A 17,553-nucleotide genomic window follows, 5' to 3' on the forward strand; every position below is an offset into this window, starting at 1 on the left:
GTCAGTCAAGGGGCTGTGGCTGTGCTGCCTGCCGAACCGTATGGCTGGGCGCGAACCACTGCTGCCGACGTTGCAGGGTTCTGGCAAGGCTGCCCAGGCAGATGCCTCGCAGGAGCATGAAGGCGAGGAAGGCCAACCACAATCCATGATTGCCCAGTCCGCGCAACAGCCAGCCCAATGGTAGCGAAATCGCAACGGCGAGCAGCATGGCGTTGCGCATTTCCCGCGCGCGGGTGGCGCCGATGAACAGGCCGTCGAGCAGATAGCTCCAGACGGCCACCAGCGGTAGCGCTGCAAGATACGGCAGATACGCGATGGCGGTTGCGCGCACCGCCGGGATGTCGGTCTGCAAGCCGATGAACAGCTCTCCCCCGAGCAGGAAGAACAGGCCGAAGGCCAGGCTCGCCAGCAACGACCAGCCGCCGGCGACGGTCAGGATGCGGCGCAGCTCAGTGCGGTTTTGGGCGCCGATGGCGTGGCCGCTGAGCGCTTCGACCGCATGGGCCAGGCCATCGAGCGCATGCGCGGTCAGCATCAGGCCGTTGAGCAGCAGTGCGTTGGCCGCCACCGTGGCATCGCCCAGCCACGTGCCCTGCACTGTGACCAGAAAGAACACCAGTTGCAGCGCCAGCGAGCGCACGAAAATATCGCGATTGACTGACATCAGCGGTCGCCAGCTGGACCAGAGCCCTAGCGCCCGACGATCCAGCCGTCCCGGGTAGCGCAGCAACGCGCCGCGGGTCAGCGCCAGGCCGACCAGCACGCCACTCCATTCGGCCACCACCGAGGCGCGAGCGGCGCCGGCCACGCCCCAGTCCAGGCCGACCACGAACCAGAGGTCCAGGGCGACGTTGATGAAGTTGGTGGTCAGCAGAATCGCTAAGGGCGCGCGGGCGTTCTGAGTACCGAGAAACCAGCCGATCAGCGCCAGGCTGGCCAACGCCGCCGGCAGGCCGAACAGGCGGGTGTGGAAGTAATGCTGAGTCAGGTCATCGAGTTCGGCCGATGGCTGCATCAGTTGCAGCGCATAACCTTTGAGCGGCAGCGCGATCAGGCTAAGCAACAGGGCGAAGCCCAGCGCCAGCAGCAGGCCTTGCAGCAGGACCTGGCGCAGCGCGCCGCCGTCATCGCGTCCGGCGGCCTGGGCGGCGAAGCCAGTGGTGCCCATGCGCAGAAAGCCCATAACCCAGACGAGCAAGGTGTAAAGGCTGCCGCCGACCGCCACGGCGGCCAGCTGATGGGCGTGCGGCAGATGGCCGATCACCGCGCTGTCCACCAGCGCCACCAGCGGTACCGAGAGATTGGACAGAATCATCGGTGCAGCCAGCGCCCAGACCCGCTTGTGGGTGGGGACGTGCTGCCAAGCGGTCATCAACCGTGACATGAAGGGCTCCAGAGTGGCCCGGCATGATACAGCGTGTTGGGCTGCAGGCTTCAAGCGTCAGGCTTTCCAGCCTCCAGCCTCCAGCCTCCAGCCTCCAGCTTTTGGCTTTGCTTAGTGGATCAACCAGCTCAATAACCAGAGCCCCAGGAACAGATAGATCACCCCGGCGATGATCGAGCGACGGAAAAAGGCACGAAATGCACCGACCAGCAGCATCAGGCCGATCGCCAGCGCGATCAGGCTGATCAGCGAGCGGTCCATGCCGAGGGTTCGTGACAATCCCTCGAGGAAGTTGGCTCCGGCATCGGCGAACAGGCCGAAAAAACCACTGAGCGCATCGACGATGTAACGGATTACCGTGCCGAGCGCCTGGCCCAACCATTCGAAAAAGCTTTCCACCTGCATGCTGCGCTCCTGTCGGACGATCCGCGACCGCTGGGGCGGCCGTTCCTGCGGCATTGGGCTACCAAACCGTCCGGCAGTTCCCGGTGCGCTCGTTGAACCAGCCGGGACTGGCCGGGTCATTAGCGGGCTGATTCGCGCCGGAGTGGTGCGCGTCACGCAAATGCAATCCTTCCCAAGCAGTCTGTCTCGCCAATGCTGCGAGACGAGTACCGAACATGCCATTGCTTTCCAACATACCCTGGCGGTTGCCCGCGCTTCGTCCGCAAGTGTGGGGCCTGGGAGCGCTCGCCGCCGGGCTGCTCTACGCGGCCGCCAGCGTCCATCTGGACGAGCGAATCTTCTATGCCGTGCAATCGGCATGGCACGCGGACAGCCGCCAGGCCCGCAGCCTCTGGCTGCCGGAGTATCGAGTGCGAGTCGATGCGCGGCCGGTGGCGTCGATCCGCGATAACCTCTCCGGACTGACCTTCGATGAGCGGCGCAACCATCTCTGGGCGGTGGTGAATAACCCGGAGGAACTGGTGGCGATCGACGCGAACGGCCAGTTCATGGCGCGCTACCCGCTCGAGGGGTTCACCGACGTGGAGGCCGTGACCTATCTGGGCGATGACCTGCTGGTGGTCGCCGAGGAGCGCAGTCAGACCTTGGTGATCATGCCGGTGCCGAACCGGCCCGGCGCGCTGCAGCGCGGTGATTATGCCTCGTTGTCGCTGGCCCTGGGCGAAGAGGACAATGCCGGGTTCGAGGGGCTGGGCTACGATCGTGCCGGAGACCGACTGTTCGTGGTCAAGGAGCACTCACCGCGCAAGCTGTACGAGATTCAGGGGCTCAAGGCCAGCCTCGACGGGCAGTTGAACATCAAGGTCATCGACCGCGAGGCGTGGATCGAAGACAAGGATATGGCCAGCGACCTGTCCTCGGTTCACTTCGACGAGCGCACCGGCCATCTGGTGCTGCTCAGCGATGAAGCCAAGATGCTGCTGGAGCTCGATGGCCGCGGCGAGCTGGTCAGCTTCCGCTCGTTGTGGAGTGGCTTTGCCGGCCTCGACAAGAGCGTGCCACAGGCCGAAGGCATGACCTTCGACGCGCGGGGCGACCTCTATCTGGTCAGCGAGCCCAACCTGTTCTACGCCTTCGAACGCAAGTAGCTCAACCGCCGGGCTTAGCCGCGGCGGATCATCCAGACGCCGCCGAAAATCAGCAATAGCCCCACGACCTTGCCGAGGCTTATCGACGATTGGCGAAAGCCCGCCCAGCCGAAGTGGTCCAGCAGCAAGGCCATGCCCAGTTGGCCGGCCAACACCAGCGCCATGAACAGCAGCGCGCCGATGCGCGGCCCGGCAAAGGCGGCCGTGGCGATGAAGAACATGCCCAGCAGGCCGGCACACCAGTGATACCAGTTCAGACCCCTTAGCGCCTGCAGCCCCGGCATGTCGCGCTGGAACAACACCACGCAGATCAGCGCCACCGTGCCCACCGCGAACGACAGCATGGCGGCACTCATCACACTGCCGAAGTGCTTGGCGACCTGCCCGTTGATACCGGCCTGAAGCGGCAGAAAGGCTCCGGCAACGAACGGCAGGATGAGAAGCCACCAGGCGACGACGGGCATGCGATTTGTCTCCAGGGTTGAGAAGCTGGCCAGCCGGAACGGCAGGGCAGTGATTGGCCGGCCATTTTCGGTGCGCGGCGCGTCTACGACAAGGGTAGCGAGCTGCTTGTTTTGGCTTTGCTTTGTACGAGGCCCGCCCTCGGGGCGAAGCTTTTCGGGCACCGAGCTGGCGCGATTCGCCGCGGGTCGCGCCTCCCACAGAAGAGCGTGCGACCTGCGCAACGCAGCGCCATGCACGGGCTCAATGTGTGGGAGGCCCGCCCTCGGGGCGAAGCTTTTCGGGCACCGAGCTGGCGCCATTCGCCGCGGGTCGCGCCTCCCACAGAAAAGCGCGCGACCGGCACGACGCAGCGCCATGCACGGGCTCGATTTGTGGGAGGCCCGCCCTCGGGGCGAAGCTGTTCGGGCACCGAACCGGTGCCATTCGCCGCGGGTCGCGCCTCCCACAGAAAAGCGCGCGGCCTGCACAGCGCAGCGCCATGCACGGGCTCAATTGGTGGAGGCCGGCCCTCGGGACGAAGCTTTCGGGAGCAGAGCCGGCGCCATTCGCCGCGGGTCGCGCCTCCCACAGAAAAGCGTGCGACCTGCGCAACGCAGCGCCATGCACGGGCTCAATGTGTGGGAGGCCCGCCCTCGGGGCGAAGCTTTTCGGGCACAGAACCGGCGCCATTCGCCGCGGGTCGCGGCTCCCACAGAAAATGCATGCCCCCCGCGCAATGCGGTGTCATGCACTGACCGCTTTTGTGGGAGGCCCGCCCTCGGGGCGAAGCTTTTCGGGCACAGAGCCGGCGCCATTCGCCGCGGGTCGCGGCTCCCACAGAAAATGCGTGCCACCCGCGCAATGCGGTGTCATGCACTGACCGCTTTTGTGGGAGGCCCGCCCTCGGGGCGAAGCTTTTCGGGCTCCGAGCCGGCGCCATTCGCCGCGGGTCGCGGCTCCCCACGGAAAAGCGCGCGGCCTGCATAAGGCGGCGCCTCCCGCAAAAAAGAACAGGAGGCGCGGCTCGGCAGGTCAGTGCGGTGGGTATTGCGACAGCACGTCGGTGACGGCCTGGCGGAACACTCCGGTGCGTTCCTGTGGGCTGCCCGGATCGTCGCGCAGTATCCGTTCGGAACTGCCACGCCAGACCAGCTTGCCGTCTTTCGCGTCGTAGAAGTCGATCTGCAAGGTACCGACCTGGTAATGAATCGTCCGGGTGTCGGTGAGCATCGGACCGCCCCAATAGCCGTACCATGGGCTGCCCCAGGCGCTCATCGATGCGGTGGTGTATTGCTGCGTACGTTCATCGACGATGAACCAGGTCTGCACGCGTACATCCGGTTGCTGCCCGGACTGGGCCTGACGCAAGCCGCGCTGGTCGAGTTGTTCGCTTACCGCGCTGCGGATGCGTTGCTCGGTCAGGTCGCTTTTGATGCGCGGATCGTCCGGCCGGTACTGCAGGGCCGGCTCCTGCCAGCTCCAGGTTCGATAGGTGGAAAAATCCCGTTGCGGGTCGAAATCCCGTTGCACCTGGGGGCCTTGGCAGGCGGCCAGCACCAGTAGCAAGGGCAGCATCAGCAATGAGCGGAACATCGTGGTCCTCCTCGCGCTCAGGCGCGGGTCAATGCGGCGGGTAGTCGGCCAGGGCGCTATTCACCGCTTCGCGGGCGGCGTCCTTGCGTTCGGCCTGGGTGCTGCCGCTGCGGGACGCGGCGCGGTTGCTCCAGACGGTCTGGCCAGAGGCGCTGTCGATCATCTCGATGCGCACCGTGATGACCTGTTCTTCATAGTTGCGGACCACCGGAGCACTGGCGCCAATCCCGACGCCGCTGCCGTAGCCCGGGCCATAGCCGCCGTAGCGACCCACGCCGACGCGCGGTCCGTAGTCATCGTATACCTGGCGAACACGGGTCTCCAGCCGAGCGCTCGCGCTGATCTGGACGTCGCCCTTGGTCCCGGCGGGGGCCGGCCGCAGCCCGCGTTGGTCAAGGGCGCCGGCGACCATTTCCTGCAGCTCTTCGCCAGCGATCGAGGCAGTGCCGGCTGGCTGGTTGCGCCAGCTCCAGCTTTGATAGCTGGAAAAATCCCGCGGCGCGGCCGGGTAGATCGGAGACTGGATCTGCTCGATCGGCGGGGCTGGCGGGATCGGCGCCGACTCCTCGGTATACGGATTGCCGCTCTGGCAGGCAGCCAGGCTCAGGCAGAGCAACGTGAGAACAGCGCGCAACGACATTGGACCTCCCGGTCGGCTCAGCGGGGCCGACACATCCAGTGCAGGTAGCGCCCGAGGCCGGCAAACGTCGGATGGCGGCGGTAGGCCAGCTCCATCTCGATCAGCTCGGCAGGCTCGGTGCGGGCCTGGAAATCGGCGGGCATGTAGTCATGGAATACGCGCACGCCACTGGTTGATTCGACCTGCCAGTGCGGCGCGAGTTGCGCCGCCAGCTCGCGCGGGTCGAGCGGTTGTTGCGGTGTCAGGCTCTGGCGCTCACCGGCGTAGGTCTGGGTGCGCAGCTTCTTGAAATGGCCCTTGAGCAGGTTGCGGTAGATCAGCGCATCGCGGTTGTAGAAGGCCAGCGACAGCCAGCCGTCCTCGGCAACCAGGCGGTGCAGCACTGGCAGGATCGCCTGCGGTTCGGCCAGCCATTCAAGCACCGCATGGCAGATGACCAGATCGAAACGGCCTTCGACGTGGCTTTCCACGTCCTGCCAGGGGGCCTGAATGAACGTCGCGTTCTGGCCTGCTTCGGCGAATTGCCTGCGAGCGCCTTCCAGCATGGGTTCGGCAGGCTCGGCCAGCGTAACCTGATGGCCCTGCCGTGCGAGCCAGAGGCTCATGTAGCCGAGCCCCGCACCAATGTCCAACACACGCAGTGGGCGCTGCGGCAAGGCTTCGGTGAGATCCGCCTGCAGCACGGCGAGACGGATCGCGCCCTTGGCGCCGCCGTAGATCTTCTCGGCGAAGCGCGTCGCCAGTTCGTCGAAATGTCGATCGCTCATCGGACGAACCGCCTTTCGTTGTCGGCGAGCTTGGCCAGCAATGCCTGCTCCATGTCGATGCCCAGTTCGCTGCACATCAAGAGCAGGTACGTGAGAATGTCGCCCACTTCCTGGCCGGCATGGTCGAGCTGGTCAGCCGATAGCTGGCGCGACTCGTCCTCGGTCTGCCACTGGAAAATTTCCACCAGCTCGGCCATTTCCACGCTGGCGGCCATGGCGAGGTTTTTCGGGCTGTGGAAACGCCGCCAGTCGTTGCGGTCGCGGATCGCATGCAGGCGTTGAGTGATCTGTTCAATGTTCATCAGAAAGGCGGGCTCGTTAAAAGGCCGGGGCCGGTGCGGCCTATGGCTGACCGCAATTGATTGTTTCCGGATCGCGGCAAGCATCTGTAACGGCGAGTCTGCTCGCGATCAGCGTCGGCGGCCATTCTATGCCCGCTACGGGTTCATCGCTCAAGGGCGGCGCACTTTCAATTCGCGTGCAATGGCGATGACCCCGGGGCGATAGTCGCCTTGCTCGATGGCGGCGATCGCTCGCTCCAGCACCCGCTCGGCAATCTGATCGTGCTGCTGGGAGATCGCGTTGACCCGGATCGGCAGGAAGTCCAGCAACTGCGCGTCACCGAAGGTCGCCAGTCGCAGATGCCCGGGCCAGAGCAGGTCGCGCTCACGCAGCGCATCGAAGACGCCTTCGAGCAGGACGTAGGCGGTGGTGATCAAGGCATCGGGCAACGCGCCGCGGTCGAGCAGGGCGAGCATCTGCTCGCGGCCGCAGGCACGGCTGAACTGCTCGGCCTGGAGCATGCTGATCGGCCCGCGGTGATGCTCGAGGGCCTGGTGAAACCCCTGCTCCCGCTGCTGACTGATCGGCAGTGCAGGCCGCGCGCTGATCAGCGCGATATGCGCACCGCTCGGTACGTCCAGGGAGCGGGTCAGCTGCGCCGCCGCCTCGCGGTCGTCGCTGACCACGGAACAGAAGTGCTCGGCGTCCAGGGCACGGTCGAGGGCGATTACCGGGGTGCCGGCTGCCAGCAAGGTTCGGTAACTGGCATCGTCGGCTGGCAGGCTGCTGGCGACGATCAGCGCGTCGCAACGGCGTGAGCGCAGCACCTGGATGACCTGGCGCTCGGTGTCGGGCTCGTCGTCGGAGCCGGCAATGAGCAACTGATAGCCGCGTTGGCGGGCGCGCTGCTCGAGCAGCTTGGCCAGGCGTGCGTAGCTGGGGTTTTCCAGATCCGGAACGATGAAGCCGATCGTCCGGGACTGCCCCCGGCGCAGGCCAGCTGCCTGCTGGTCAAGTTGAAATCCCTGCTGTTCGGCCACGGCCATGACGCGCTCGACCGTGGCCGGGCTGATCCGGCGTTGTGCAGCCTTGCCGTTGAGCACATAGCTGGCGGTGGTCACCGAAACGTTGGCGAGGCGGGCAATGTCGGTCAGTTTCAACTAAAGATCCTAGGGTCTGGTCCCGTTACGTCGCGGTGGCGATGGCGCGCCGTACCCTGCAAGACAGGCCGGGCGAAGACGGGTGGTATGAACTCGGGCTTCTAGAATTACCCAATATTGCGTAATGTGCCAACCTTAGCTGAAACGTTTCAGCAGTGTTCCGGTCTCAGGCGTCGATCAGGATTTCGGCGACACCGCCCCGTCGGCCGAGGCGACCGGCCCAAAACAATAAGCGCGAGCCCGCAAGGAGTTTTCCATGCTTGAGTTGAATGCAGAGCACATCCACATGCATCAGACCGCGCCGGACAAGCCTGCCGCGCTGACGTTGCTGAGCGAGGTGTTGGTGGCGGACGGGCTGGTGGCGCCCGGTTACCTCGACGGGTTGCGTGCGCGGGAAGCGCAGGGCTCGACGTTTCTCGGGCAGGGCATCGCCATTCCGCACGGCACGCCGGAAACGCGCGATCAGGTGTTCACCACCGGCGTGCGATTGCTGCATTTCCCCGGCGGCGTCGATTGGGGCAACGGGCAGCAGGTGTACCTCGCCATTGGCATCGCCGCGCGTTCGGATGAACACCTGCGGTTGCTGCAGTTGTTGACCCGAGCGCTGGGCGAGGGCGATCTCAGCGACGCGCTGCGGAAAGCCGAAAGCCCCGAGGCGATCATCGATCTGCTGCAAGGAGCGCCGCAGGCGTTGGCGCTGGATGGACAACTGGTCGGGCTGGGTGTCGCCGCCGATGATTTCGACGAGCTGGCGTGGCAGGGCGTCAAGCTGCTCAAGCGTGCGCAGTGCGTGGAGCCTGGTTTCAACGCCAGCCTGTCGCTGAACCAGGCACTGCCGCTGGGCGATGGCCTGTGGTGGCTGAGCAGCGAGCAGTCGGTGCAACGTCCAGGGCTGGCGTTCGTCACGCCGGCTGCCGATCTTCAACATCATGATCAGCCGCTCAAAGGCCTGTTCGTACTGGCGAGCCTCGGCGAAGCGCACCGGGCCATGCTCGAGCGGCTGTGCAACCTGCTGATCGAAGGGCGCGGGCAGGAATTGAGCGAGGCGACGTCCAGTCGCACGGTACTCGAAGCCCTCGGCGGTGAGGTGCCGGCCGATTGGCCGAGCGCTCGGGTGCCGCTGGCCAACGCCCATGGTTTGCATGCACGCCCGGCCAAGGTGCTGACTGAAATTGCCCAGTCCTTCGACGGCGAAATCCGCGTGCGTCAGGCCGGCAGCGAGAGCGCCGGCGTCTCGGCCAAGAGCCTGAGCAAGCTGCTGGCGATGGGCGCGCAGCGTGGCCAGGTGCTGGAATTCATGGCCGAACCCTCGATCGCCGGCGATGCGCTGCCGGCGCTGGTGCGAGCGGTCGAGGAAGGCTTGGGCGAGGAGGTCGAGCCGCTACCGGCTTCGGGCGAGGCGAGCGAGCCGCCGGTCATGGCGCAGGGGCCTGCTGAATCGGCCATCGAGCAGGCCGCGCTGCGCGCCGGTGAACAGGTGAACGGTATTGCCGCCTCGCCGGGCATCGCCATTGGCCCGGTGCTGGTGCGCAAACCGCAGGTGATCGACTACCCGACACGCGGCGAGTCGCCGACAGTCGAACTGCAGCGGCTGGATGCGGCACTGGAGCGCGTACATGGCGAGATCGGCGTGCTGATCGCCGAAAGCCAGGTCTCCAGCATCCGCGACATCTTCACTACCCACCAGGCGATGCTCAAGGACCCGGCGCTGCGCGAGGAAGTGCAGGTTCGGTTGCAAAAGGGACTGAGCGCCGAAGCGGCCTGGATGGTGGAAATCGAAAGCGCGGCGCAACAACAGGAAGCGCTGCACGACAAGCTGCTGGCCGAGCGCGCCGCGGACCTGCGCGATGTCGGGCGCCGCGTGCTGGCCTGTCTGACCGGCGTCGAGGCCGAGCAGGCGCCGGACGAGCCTTACATCCTGGTGATGGAAGAGGTGGCGCCTTCGGATGTAGCCACGCTCAACGCCCAGCGCGTTGCCGGCATTCTAACGGCGGGTGGCGGCGCCACGTCGCATAGCGCGATCATCGCGCGGGCGCTGGGCATTCCGGCGATCGTCGGCGCCGGGCCGGGTGTGCTCGGGTTGGCGCCCAACACTCTGCTGCTGCTCGACGGCGAACGCGGCGAGCTGCTGGTTTCACCGACCGACGCGCAGTTGGAGGAGGCACGCAGCGAACGCGCTGCCCGCGAAGAGCGCAAGCGGCTCGCAAATGAGCGTCGGCTGGAGCCGGCAGTCACCCGCGACGGGCATCCGGTGGAAATTGCCGCCAATATCGGCGCAGCCGGCGAGACGCCGGAAGCCGTGGCAATGGGCGCCGAGGGTATCGGCCTGCTGCGCACCGAACTGGTGTTCATGACCCATTCCCAGGCCCCGGATCAGGCGGCCCAGCAGGCCGAGTATCGCCGCGTACTGGAGGCCCTCGAAGGCCGTCCGCTGGTGGTGCGCACGCTGGACGTCGGCGGCGACAAACCGCTGCCGTACTGGCCGATGCCGGCCGAGGAGAACCCCTTCCTCGGTGTGCGCGGCATTCGTCTGAGCCTGCAACGCCCGGACATCCTCGAAACCCAACTGCGCGCCTTGCTCGCCTCGGCCGACGGCCGGCCGCTGCGGATCATGTTTCCCATGGTCGGCAACATCGAGGAATGGCGCACCGCCAAAGCGATGGTCGATCGCCTGCGCGTCGAGCTGCCGGTGGCGGACCTGCAGGTCGGCATCATGATCGAGGTTCCATCCGCCGCGCTGATCGCGCCGGTGCTGGCGCAGGAAGTCGACTTCTTCAGCATCGGCACCAACGACCTCACGCAATACACCCTGGCCATCGACCGCGGGCACCCGAGCCTGTCCGGCCAAGCGGATGGGCTGCATCCGGCGGTACTCAGGCTGATCGGCATGACCGTCGAGGCAGCGCACGCCCATGGCAAGTGGGTCGGCGTCTGCGGCGAGCTGGCCGCCGATGCGCTGGCGGTGCCAATGCTGGTGGGGCTGGGAGTGGACGAATTGAGCGTCTCGGCGCGCAGTATCGCGCTGGTCAAGGCGCGGGTGCGCGAGCTTGATTTCGTCGCCTGCCAGCGCTTGGCGCAACAGGCATTGATGCTCCCCGGTGCCCATGAAGTGCGCGCCTTTGTCGGGGAGCACTGCTGATGGCCCGTGTCCTTACCGTCACCCTTAATCCGGCGCTGGACCTGACCGTGCAGCTGCCGTCGCTGCGCCCGGGCGAGGTCAACCGCAGCGACAGCCTGCAGGTGCACGCCGCCGGCAAGGGCCTCAACGTCGCCCAGGTGCTGGCCGATCTCGGCCATCAGCTGACCGTCACCGGCTTTCTCGGCGAGGGCAATCCGCAGGCGTTCGAACAACTGTTCGCCGCGCGTGGTTTTGCCGACGAGTTCGTCCGTGTGGCGGGGGACACGCGCAGCAACCTCAAGCTGGCCGAGGCGGATGGGCGCGTCACCGATATCAACGGTCCGGGGCTCGCGGTGAGCGAGGCGCAGTGCGACGAGCTGCTGGCGCGGCTCGAACGGCTGGTGCCCGATCATGACCTCGTCGTCGTGGCCGGCAGCCTGCCGCGTGGAATCGAGGTGCAGTGGTTCGTCGAGCTGCTGCAACGGCTCAAGCGCCTGGGTGCGCGCGTGGCGCTGGACACCAGCGGCGCAGCGTTGCGCGAAGGCCTGGCCGCCACGCCCTGGCTGATCAAACCCAACGAACATGAGCTGGGCGAGGCGCGGGGCGTCGCGCTCGACGATTCGTCGGCGATCGCGGCCGAAGCACGGCGCCTGCAAGCCGAAGGCATCGCGCATGTGGTGGTTTCAAAGGGTTCCCACGGCGTCAGCTGGTTTTCGCCAAGCGCGGCACTGCATGCCAATCCGCCGAAGGTTCGGGTCGTCAGCACCGTCGGCGCCGGCGACTCGCTGCTCGCCGGCATGCTTCACGGTTTGCTGGAAGGCTGGCCGGCCGAACGCACCCTCACACACGCCACCGCCATCGCGGCGCAGGCGGTCGGGCAGGTCGGCTTTGGCATCACCGATACGGCCCAGCTCGCCGAGTTGGGAACCGCGATCCGGCTCCAGCCGCTCAGCCAATAATTCGAATAAGAGGTGAAGGAATGAATCTTCTCATCGTCACGGCCTGCCCCAACGGAATGGTCACCAGCGTGCTGACGTCACGCCTGCTCGAAGCGGCCGCCCAGCGTCTTGGCTGGTCGACCGCCGTGGAAGTCCACGACCCCAAGGCCATCGGCTCGCCGCTGACGCCGGCACAGATCGCCAACGCCGATCTGGTCGTTGTGGTGAAGACCGGGCCGCTGCCGCTGCAACGCTTCGTCGGCAAACGCGTGGTGCAGTCGACGCCCTCCGAAGCGCTGCTCGATCCCGAGGGCTTCCTGCGCAGCGCCGCCGAGACGGCGACCGAACTGCAACAGAGCGATGAGGCCGACGCCGCGCCGGCCAGCGGCAAGCCTAAGCTGGTGGCGATCACCGCCTGCCCGACCGGCGTTGCGCATACCTTCATGGCCGCCGAGGCCCTGCAGCAAGCCGCCGTGCGCAAGGGTTATGACCTGCAAGTGGAGACGCGTGGTTCGGTTGGCGCGCGCAATGTGCTCGAGCCCCAGGCCATCGAAGAGGCGGATGTCGTGCTGCTCGCCGCCGATATCGAAGTGGACGTCGCCCGCTTCGCCGGCAAGCGCGTCTTCCGCTGTGGCACCGGTGTGGCGCTGAAACAACCCGAGGCAACGCTGGATCGCGCGCTGGAAGAAGGCGCGGTGCTTAGCGGTGGCGCTGCGGCCAGTGCCGGAGCGGGCGAGCAGAAGGGCGAGAAGACCGGCGTCTACAAGCACCTGCTGACCGGGGTCTCCTACATGCTGCCGATGGTCGTCGCCGGCGGCCTGATGATCGCGCTGTCGTTCGTCTTCGGCATCGAGGCCTTCAAGGAGGAGGGCACGCTGGCCGCGGCGCTGATGCAGATCGGCGGCGATACGGCCTTCAAGCTGATGGTGCCGCTGCTGGCTGGCTACATCGCCTATTCAATCGCCGATCGCCCGGGCCTTGCGCCCGGCATGATCGGCGGCTTGCTGGCGGGCACGCTCGGCGCGGGCTTCATCGGCGGCATCATCGCCGGTTTCGTCGCCGGCTATGCGGCCAAGGCAGTCAGCCGCTGGATTCCTCTGCCGGCCAGTATCGAATCGCTGAAGCCGATCCTGATCATCCCGCTGCTGGCGAGCCTGTTCACCGGGCTGGTGATGATCTACGTGGTCGGCGCGCCGGTGGCGAAGATGCTCGCCGGACTCACCGAGTTCCTCGACACCATGGGCACCTCCAACGCCATCCTGCTCGGGCTGCTGCTCGGCACCATGATGTGCGTCGACCTGGGCGGGCCGGTTAACAAGGCGGCCTATGCGTTTTCGGTCGGGCTGCTCGCCTCGCAAAGCTACGCGCCAATGGCCGCGACCATGGCCGCCGGCATGGTGCCGCCCATCGGCATGGGTATCGCCACCCTGATCGCCCGCCGCAAGTTCGCCCAGACCGAGCGCGAAGCCGGCAAGGCGGCATTGGTGCTGGGCTGCTGCTTTATCTCCGAAGGCGCGATTCCTTTCGCTGCGAAAGACCCGCTGCGGGTGATTCCGGCGAGCATTGCCGGCGGCGCGCTGACCGGTGCCCTGTCCATGGCGTTCGGCGCCAAGCTGCTGGCGCCCCACGGTGGGCTGTTCGTGCTGCTGATCCCCAACGCCATCAACCATGCGCTGCTGTATCTGGTCGCGATCCTGGCCGGCAGCCTGGTGACCGGAGTGATCTATGCGGTGATCAAAAAGCCCGAGGCACAGCCTCTGGCGGTCGGCGCCACGGCCTGACGCGAGGCCAAAAGGCTGAACTAAGGCGTGCCTGTCGCATCCACTGATAGCGGGTGAAGATCGCACGACATCCACCCGCTTTTGTTTCAGAGAAAACGAACCGGCTGGAGATTGTGATGAGTATCGAATACGGCCCCCGTCCTTTACGGATTACGCTGACCGCTCTGGTGGTGCTGGTGCTGGGCGCGCTGATGGCGCTCGGCGGCGGTTATCTCGCCGCGCTGGGCGGGTCATGGTATTACCTGATCGCGGGCATTGGTTTGCTGGTGGTCGCCGGGCTGCTGTTCGCCCGACACCGCGCGGCGATTTGGCTGTATGCGGTGCTGTTACTGGCGACGTTGGCCTGGACGATCTATGAGGTTCGCTTCGACTGGTGGCAACTGGCGCCACGAATCGACCTGTGGTGCATCCTCGGCCTCTGGCTGATCCTGCCTTTCGTCAACCGCTACGTCAGCGACCGGCTGGTCTGGCGTGACGGCGCCAGCGGACTGCTCGGCATCGGCCTGGTGGCCGGCGCGCTGATGGCGGTGTTTTCGTTGACGCAGGACTATCACTCGATCAAAGGCGAGTTCAGCGATGCGCAGATGCAGGGCCTGAACCCGCAGGGGCAGGCAGGGCGCACGACCAGCGAATGGCCGGCGTATGGCGGATCCGAGCATGGCGACCGCTATTCCACCGCCGACCTGATCACCCCGCGCAACGTCGACAAGCTCAAGAAAGCCTGGGAATACCACACGGGCGACCTGCCCGGACCGACCGATCCCGGCGAGTTCACCTACGAGGTGACGCCGCTCAAGGTCGGCAATAGCCTGTTCATCTGCACCCCACACAGCATCGCTATCGCACTGGATGCCGATACCGGCGAGGAGCGCTGGCGTTACGACCCGAACATCAATCGCAAGGCCGAGTACTACCAGCACATGACCTGCCGGGGCCTGGCCTTCCATGATGGTGTGCGCTATGCCGCCGCGGCGTCGACTGACCAGCCGGACCAGCCCGCCGCACGTTGTGAGCGCCGCCTGTTCCTGCCCACAAACGATGCGACGCTGGTCGCCCTGGATGTCGACGACGGCAAGCCTTGCGAGGACTTCGGCGATGCCGGTGTGATCGACCTGAAGGAAGGCCTCGGCGAAGGTGCCCTGGGCGTCTACCTGCCGACGTCGCCGCCGGTTGTGACCGAGAAACTGGTGATCGTCGGCGGCTCGATCACCGATAACGGCGCGGTGGATTCGCCCGGCGGCGTCGTGCGCGCGTTCGACGTTCACAGCGGCGACCTGGTCTGGTATTTCGACCCGGGCAATCCGGACGCCTCCGAGCCTTTGGCACCGGGAGAAACCTATACCCGCAGCACGCCGAACTGGTGGACCACGTCGGTAGCCGACGAATCCCTGGGGCTGGTCTACATCCCCACCGGCAACCAGACGCCGGATCAGTGGGCGAAACCACGTACCCCGGAAACGGAGCGCTTCACCGACACCTTGGTGGCGCTGGATCTGGAGACCGGCAAGATCCGCTGGGAATTCCAGACCGTGCATCACGATCTCTGGGACCGCGACCTGCCTTCGCAGCCGACGCTGGTGGACATCGACCGGCCCGAGGGCAAGGTGCCGGCCATCATTCAACCGACCAAGCGCGGCGACCTCTACATCCTCGACCGCCGCACTGGCGAGCCCATCGTGCCGGTGGGCGAAATCCCGGTGCCGCAGGGGACCGACTACGGTGAATTCACCGCACCTACCCAGCCCGTCTCCTCGGTCAGCTACGCCCCGGACGAACCGCTGCACGAGCACGACATGTGGGGCGGCACGCCGCTGGACCAGATGATGTGCCGCATCCAGTTCCGCAAGCTGCGCTACGAAGGCGACTTCACCCCGCCGTCCGAGGGTGGTTCGTTGATCTATCCGGGTAACGTCGGCACGTTCAACTGGCCCTCGGTGGCGGTGGATCCGAGCCGGCAGGTCTTGTTCGGCGCGCCGAACTACCTGGCCTTCGTCTCCACCATGGTCAAACGCAGCGAAGTGGCGCCGGACGAGCGCACCGGCGGCGGTGAAACCGGGCTGCAACCCAACCTGGGCGCGCCGTACATGGTCAGCCTCAAGCCGTTCATGTCGGTGCTGGGCCTGCCGTGCCAGACCCCGCCGTGGGGCTATGTGACCGGCTTCGATCTGCGCACCATGAAGAAGGTCTGGCTGCACAAGAACGGCACCAGCCGCGACAGCACGCCAGTCCCCATCCCGCTTCCGGTCGGCACGCCGGCACTGGGCGGCCCGATTGTCACCGCAGGTGGCGTGGCTTTCATGAGCGGCACGCTGGATTACTACCTGCGCGCCTATGACTTGCAGACGGGCGAGCAACTGTGGAAAGGCCGTTTGCCGGCAGGCGGCCAGGCCACACCGATGACTTATGTATCGGAGAAGACCGGCAAGCAGTACGTTGTGCAGATGGCCGGTGGGCATGGCTCGTTCGGTACCGAGATCGGTGATTCGGTCGTGGCCTTTACGCTTGATGAGGAAGGGGAATAAGGGGGCGAGGGCCTTTGGTGAGTTCCCGGGATGGCTCGGCTCGACTCGACGAAGAGATTCGCCGAAAGTCCGCCCCTCACCCTAGCCCTCTCCCCAAAGGGGAGAGGGGACTGGCTTTGTGCAGGCCGACAGGCGGTGAGTCAGCTTGATGTCGTATGTGTTGATGCTGGCTGATGTGCAGGCCGGCCTTACCCGGTTGGGGACAACCGATGATCCTCCGGTGCGCTCAGCTAAGTCGCCAGGTTGCGCATAACCGCGACCGTCGGCGCGTTCAGCCAAAATCCGAGGTCCGGATGACGGCGATGATTCGGCGCGCTCAATCCTGAACCCTCTCCCCTCCGGGGAGAGGGTTGGGGTGATGGGTCGGGGTTCGTGCCAGCTCGGGAGTTCAGTCAGAGCGCAATCTCAATCTCCAGCGCATCGGGGGTACTGATGCGTCGAACAAGCCACGACCGTCCAGCGCGCTCAATCCTGCCCCCTCTCCTCTCCGGGGAGAGGGTTGGGGCGGGCTTCGTGCCAGCTCGGGAGTTCAGTCAGAGCGCAATCTCAATTCTCCAGCGCATCGGGGGACTGATGCGTCGAACAAACCAAGACCGTCCAGCGCGCTCAGTCCAGCCCCCTCTCCCCGCTGGGGAGAGGGCTGTGGTGACGGGAGCGGACTTCTACCCAGCGCATGACCTCTGCCAGAACGCCATCCATGTTCTCAAGCACATCCATATTGTTGAATCGCAGCACCTCGAGGCCCTGGCGCCTCAGGTAGGCGGTGCGCACGCGATCCTTCGCCAGTCCGGCCTCGTCATAGTGCTGGCCGCCGTCGAGTTCGATCACCAGATGCAGTTCGGCGCAGTAGAAGTCCAGCACATACGGCGGGCAGGGATGTTGTCGACGAAACTTCAGCCCCGCCAGGCCTCGATTGCGTAGCTGTCGCCACAGTAGACGTTCGCAGTCGGTGAGCTGCGTGCGCAGTTGTCGGGCGAACAGGCGTTGCCCGGGTGATGCTCGTTCGTTAGGCATTTCACGATCCTTGTGAAAGAGCCTGGCTCAAGCCTTTTCAGCAGCGTCTCCCCTGAACGGGGTGGTTGCCGCTGGGCTCCACGCATTGCTGCTCCGAATGCTGCTCCAGGCGTGGCGATTTGTCCCGCAGGCTGGACGTCAGGCTGTCCAGAAACTTCGTCGCCTGGGTCTGATCGTCGAAGCGTCGTGCGCCGTTCAACGAGCCGGTGTAGCTGCCGTTACTCGCGGCATAGCACTCCTGATTGTTCGAGCACGTCAGTGCAACGACCCAGTAAGGACTGTTGATCAGTACCCCAGCCTCAGCGGCAGAGGTGAACAGCACAAGCGCAAGCAGAAGACGCCGCATGATGTAGCTCC

At 65.8% G+C, this 17,553-nt stretch carries 15 protein-coding genes; 5 read left to right on the forward strand and 10 right to left on the reverse strand.

Translation table 11 applies throughout. The annotated features are described in order from the left end of the window. Position 1: 1 nt before the first annotated feature. Both KCX70_RS04415 and KCX70_RS04420 read right to left on the reverse strand, forming a co-directional pair. Entirely contained in the window at positions 2-1,384 is a 1,383-nt protein-coding gene (locus tag KCX70_RS04415) for an MATE family efflux transporter (protein WP_212619414.1), read from the reverse strand. Positions 1,385-1,495: 111 nt separating this feature from the next. Beyond that, positions 1,496-1,789 (reverse strand): hypothetical protein, encoded by a 294-nt coding sequence (locus KCX70_RS04420; RefSeq protein ID WP_045424622.1) that lies wholly within the window; start codon positions 1,787-1,789, stop codon positions 1,496-1,498. 215 nt (positions 1,790-2,004) lie between these two features. Between KCX70_RS04420 and KCX70_RS04425 the strand changes: the two genes are divergently transcribed. Further along, positions 2,005-2,937, forward strand: a complete 933-nt coding sequence (locus KCX70_RS04425; protein WP_212619415.1) for an SdiA-regulated domain-containing protein — start codon at positions 2,005-2,007, stop codon at positions 2,935-2,937. Between the two features lie 14 nt (positions 2,938-2,951). On the opposite strand, the gene KCX70_RS04430 is transcribed toward KCX70_RS04425, so the two are convergent. From KCX70_RS04430 to cra, 6 genes are all read right to left on the reverse strand, one after another. After that, complete coding sequence (locus KCX70_RS04430; protein WP_102852975.1) at positions 2,952-3,401, reverse strand: DMT family transporter; 450 nt, start codon at positions 3,399-3,401, stop codon at positions 2,952-2,954. A gap of 1,012 nt (positions 3,402-4,413) precedes the next feature. Beyond that, positions 4,414-4,974 (reverse strand): DUF4136 domain-containing protein, encoded by a 561-nt coding sequence (locus tag KCX70_RS04435; protein WP_212619416.1) that lies wholly within the window; start codon positions 4,972-4,974, stop codon positions 4,414-4,416. 28 nt (positions 4,975-5,002) lie between these two features. Further along, positions 5,003-5,614: a DUF4136 domain-containing protein gene (locus tag KCX70_RS04440; RefSeq protein ID WP_102846990.1), complete on the reverse strand. Its 612-nt coding sequence runs from the start codon at positions 5,612-5,614 to the stop codon at positions 5,003-5,005. A gap of 17 nt (positions 5,615-5,631) precedes the next feature. After that, positions 5,632-6,381, reverse strand: a complete 750-nt coding sequence (locus KCX70_RS04445) for a methyltransferase domain-containing protein (RefSeq protein WP_212619417.1) — start codon at positions 6,379-6,381, stop codon at positions 5,632-5,634. Beyond that, entirely contained in the window at positions 6,378-6,683 is a 306-nt protein-coding gene (locus KCX70_RS04450; RefSeq protein WP_212619418.1) for a nucleotide pyrophosphohydrolase, read from the reverse strand. Before KCX70_RS04450 ends, KCX70_RS04445 begins: the two co-directional genes overlap by 4 nt. A gap of 150 nt (positions 6,684-6,833) precedes the next feature. Then, on the reverse strand, positions 6,834-7,823 hold the full coding sequence (cra, locus tag KCX70_RS04455) for a catabolite repressor/activator (RefSeq protein WP_212619419.1): 990 nt from the start codon (positions 7,821-7,823) through the stop codon (positions 6,834-6,836). Between the two features lie 256 nt (positions 7,824-8,079). Here cra and ptsP point away from each other — a divergent pair, with 256 nt between their 5' ends. The 4 genes from ptsP (at position 8,080) to KCX70_RS04475 (ending at position 16,182) form a co-directional block, all read left to right on the forward strand. Then, positions 8,080-10,962, forward strand: coding sequence for a phosphoenolpyruvate--protein phosphotransferase (ptsP, locus tag KCX70_RS04460; protein ID WP_212619420.1), 2,883 nt, complete (start codon positions 8,080-8,082; stop codon positions 10,960-10,962). Continuing rightward, positions 10,962-11,900 (forward strand): 1-phosphofructokinase, encoded by a 939-nt coding sequence (gene pfkB, locus KCX70_RS04465; protein ID WP_212619421.1) that lies wholly within the window; start codon positions 10,962-10,964, stop codon positions 11,898-11,900. Before ptsP ends, pfkB begins: the two co-directional genes overlap by 1 nt. 20 nt (positions 11,901-11,920) lie before the next feature. Then, positions 11,921-13,660, forward strand: a complete 1,740-nt coding sequence (locus KCX70_RS04470; protein WP_212619422.1) for a PTS fructose-like transporter subunit IIB — start codon at positions 11,921-11,923, stop codon at positions 13,658-13,660. A gap of 116 nt (positions 13,661-13,776) precedes the next feature. Beyond that, positions 13,777-16,182 carry a membrane-bound PQQ-dependent dehydrogenase, glucose/quinate/shikimate family gene (locus KCX70_RS04475; RefSeq protein ID WP_212619423.1) on the forward strand — a complete coding sequence of 802 codons (2,406 nt, stop codon included), beginning with the start codon at positions 13,777-13,779 and terminating at the stop codon, positions 16,180-16,182. A 606-nt stretch (positions 16,183-16,788) separates the two neighbouring features. Here the strand turns inward: KCX70_RS04475 and KCX70_RS04480 are convergent. After that, positions 16,789-17,196, reverse strand: coding sequence for an endonuclease domain-containing protein (locus KCX70_RS04480; protein ID WP_212619424.1), 408 nt, complete (start codon positions 17,194-17,196; stop codon positions 16,789-16,791). A gap of 37 nt (positions 17,197-17,233) precedes the next feature. Beyond that, entirely contained in the window at positions 17,234-17,542 is a 309-nt protein-coding gene (locus KCX70_RS04485) for a hypothetical protein (protein ID WP_021208759.1), read from the reverse strand. Positions 17,543-17,553: the final 11 nt, after the last annotated feature.

Source organism: Stutzerimonas stutzeri (genome assembly GCF_018138085.1).
Lineage (GTDB): Bacteria > Pseudomonadota > Gammaproteobacteria > Pseudomonadales > Pseudomonadaceae > Stutzerimonas > Stutzerimonas stutzeri_AI.